Source organism: Methylobacterium sp. AC433, assembly GCF_979253015.1.
In genome coordinates this window covers 1-1,360 of the sequence record NZ_CEEDBN010000045.1, presented here as the reverse complement: position 1 = coordinate 1,360, position 1,360 = coordinate 1, and the positions used below count along the sequence as shown (strand labels likewise).

Below are 1,360 nucleotides of genomic sequence, written 5' to 3'. Positions count from 1 at the left end.
TTATGGATGGCCCGCCCCTCACTGGGCTTCACTGCTAGGTTTGCAGTGTGGCTCACACGAGGGATGGAGCGGACCGATGGCCATTGCGATACTCGGGATCGATCTGGGCAAGAACAGCTGCAGCTTGGTGGGGCAAGATGCGACCGGTCGGGTCGTCCTGCGTCGCCGGATGCGACGCGAGACGGTGATGACCTTTGGCGCGACGCTTCCACCTTGCATCATCGCCATGGAGGCGTGCTGTGGCGCGCATCACATGGGCCGGGCGCTCGCCACTCAAGGCCACACCATCCGGCTGATGTCGCCGGAATACGTGCGCCCCTACGTCAAGGCCCAGAAGAACGACGACCGTGACGCCGAGGCGATCGCAGAGGCTGCGACGCGTCCGACTATGCGGTTCGTCGCGCTGAAGTCGGAAGCGCAGCTCGACATGCAGACTCTGCACCGGGTGCGCGACCAGCTCGTGGGCGAACGCACGGCCTTGATGAACCAGATCCGGGCCATCCTGCTGGAGCGTGGCCACATCGTCCCACAAGGACGTGCCAAGCTTGCCGCCAGCCTGAACACCCTGCTCGATCCCGACACCGCCGCGGACATCACGCCACGAATGCGCAGCCTCGTGGCCGACGTGCGGGAACGTTGGCAGTCCCTCGACGAACGCATCGCCACGCTCGATGGCGAGTTCGCCGAACAGGCCCGGACCGACGAGAGTGCTCGCCGGCTCACCACCATCCCGGGCATCGGTGCACTCAACGCGACAGCGCTGGTTGCGGCAATCGGTGACGTGGCCACCTTCGCCCGCGGGCGTGATCTGGCGGCCTGGCTCGGCCTCGTGCCGCGGCAAGTCACGACTGGCGGACGACCCAAACTCGTCGGCATCACCAAGCGCGGCAGCAAGTACCTGCGCAAGATGCTGATCCAGGGTGCACGAGCGGCGATGCCGACCCTTCGCAAAAGCGATACGCGGATCGGCCAATGGCTCCGGGGCCTGCTGGCGCGGGCGCACGCCAACACCGCCGTCGTTGCGCTGGCGGCTAAATTGGCTCGGACCGTCTGGGCGCTGCTGCGCCACGAACGCGTCTATGAGCCGGCGGCGGTGGCTGCCTGAACCGAGCTTGGTCGGCGAAGCCTTCGTCGGCCTCAACATGTCTGCGAGCGGCGAGAGGAAGATGGCCTGACAGTCGATCGGTGTTCTGGAAGCCTTTGGCGTAAAATGGCGCTCGACGCCGCCCCCTTTATGAGGACCAGGACGCGCGGATCTCCATCTTGGCCAACGGCATCGCCGAAAGGCCGGATACGTTTATGCAGACTGCTCAGACCAGCGGATCATAAGCCACTTGCGGACGGGGCGGGCCATACGTTT

The 1,360-nt window shown here is 65.5% G+C and carries 1 protein-coding gene; it reads left to right on the top strand.

From position 1 onward, the window contains the following. Positions 1-76 precede the first annotated feature (76 nt). Positions 77-1,105: an IS110 family RNA-guided transposase gene (locus AC0IWM_RS23665; protein ID WP_471759114.1), complete on the top strand. Its 1,029-nt coding sequence runs from the start codon at positions 77-79 to the stop codon at positions 1,103-1,105. Positions 1,106-1,360 lie beyond the last annotated feature (255 nt).

Coding starts and splice junctions, on each gene's coding strand:
- AC0IWM_RS23665 (WP_471759114.1), top strand. CDS start 77: ATGGCCATTGCGATACTCGGGATCGATCTGGGCAAGAACAGCTGCAGC.